Source organism: Lentilitoribacter sp. EG35, from assembly GCF_040784015.1.
GTDB lineage: Bacteria > Pseudomonadota > Alphaproteobacteria > Rhizobiales > Rhizobiaceae > Lentilitoribacter.
On the sequence record NZ_JBFNGQ010000031.1, the window covers coordinates 1 to 1,414 of the forward strand.

Here is a 1,414-nt window from a genome sequence, read left to right on the forward strand (position 1 = left end):
CACTTGCTAAATTTAACTCAATCTCACGTAATAAACGCAAAACGTCTTCATCCGAATAACGCTTCCGGGCCATAAGTACACTCCTCAAATCTCTTAGAGTTTTACAAATTTAATGGCCTAATTATAGAGGGCAAGGACACCTTGAGTAGACTTGAATACTGGACTCATAGCTCTTCCAATCTATATTCGTGTGGAAATAAAATTGCCAACAAGGTGATAAAGTACAAATAGAATAATCGCTATAAAAACCAGAATTAATACAGATGTTTTTCCTCTAAACATATCCAGAACTCTTTTTAATTCGCTTCTTCTTGCAAGTTTCTGATTTCTGTATTCACGCCAAATATAAGAGCCGACTACTATAAGAAGCAACAGATAAAAAGAGAACGTAATAATATCACTTCGACTATCTAAGCCGAATATATCAATCAGCCATTTCTGCATAAGATTTTATCTCCACTGCGGTACATTACCAATCCAACAAGCTTAATAAATCACACCACATACCCACCTCCAATGGTTTTTGCACCTGAACGTCTGAGTAGACGGTCAGTGGCTTTGAGATTGGTGCCTGTGGTGACATGAACCAACACTTCATCAGCTCCTCTGGTTTTGGACCAAGTTTTGACTGCCTTGATCAACAGCATGAACGTTTTAACCGCTGATAAGCGACCAAGCTTAACCGGATGAACGGCGATAATATGACAGGTGGCAAAGATCAGCTCATCAGACAGCGCATAGGACCCGGCGCTTGCCCATAAAAGACCGATGATTTCTGTTTCCTGATCTGTTGTTGGTTCGGCTTTGTTTTGATCACGCTCTAGCGCGCGCTCAGCAACCAAGCACACCATATTTTCAGGATAGGCGTAAATCTTAGCCGCATGACTTTCAAATTTATCATCCGAAAACGCATAATCTGCATAGGCCGTTGATGCATGATGCGCTTTAAGCAGCTCGCGGCACTTTTCCTTATCTTTTGGTTCAATCACACGGATAAGAATTTGACCAGATTTGAGATGATCGGGTGAACTTGGTTTCTTTTGATCAACTAGCGTTTGCTCATCAGCTAAAGGCGCAGCTTCTGCCACCTCAAGTTTCTTTTCTTTCGAAAATCCAAACACCTAACAGATACCCGCAACTAAACACCACATCAAAGCCAACCACACACACGTGCAATCGACCCACGCGTTAAGATTGCATTAACCTTTTACATAAAACAACTACTAAATTTAGTAGTTGGCAGAGTAATGCAAGTTCAAAGCAAGCATTGGACTAATGGATATGATTATGACTGCTTCTGGCCGATATTGTTGATAAAGTGTTTGAGTTGATTTGGATTGTCTAGCGCGGTTTTGGATCGCGAGTAGTATTGTCAGGGTATTAGCCCGTTTTGATCTTGGTTTATGTCTTTTTC

Annotated in this window: 2 protein-coding genes; both read right to left on the reverse strand. The window is 40.9% G+C overall.

Translation table 11 applies throughout. The features are described from left to right. Positions 1-494: 494 nt before the first annotated feature. Positions 495-1,121, reverse strand: coding sequence for a hypothetical protein (locus AB2J24_RS19800; protein WP_367386804.1), 627 nt, complete (start codon positions 1,119-1,121; stop codon positions 495-497). Positions 1,122-1,229: 108 nt separating this feature from the next. Next, the coding region (locus tag AB2J24_RS19805) for a hypothetical protein (RefSeq protein ID WP_367386805.1) at positions 1,230-1,414 on the reverse strand (185 nt) is incomplete at its 5' end.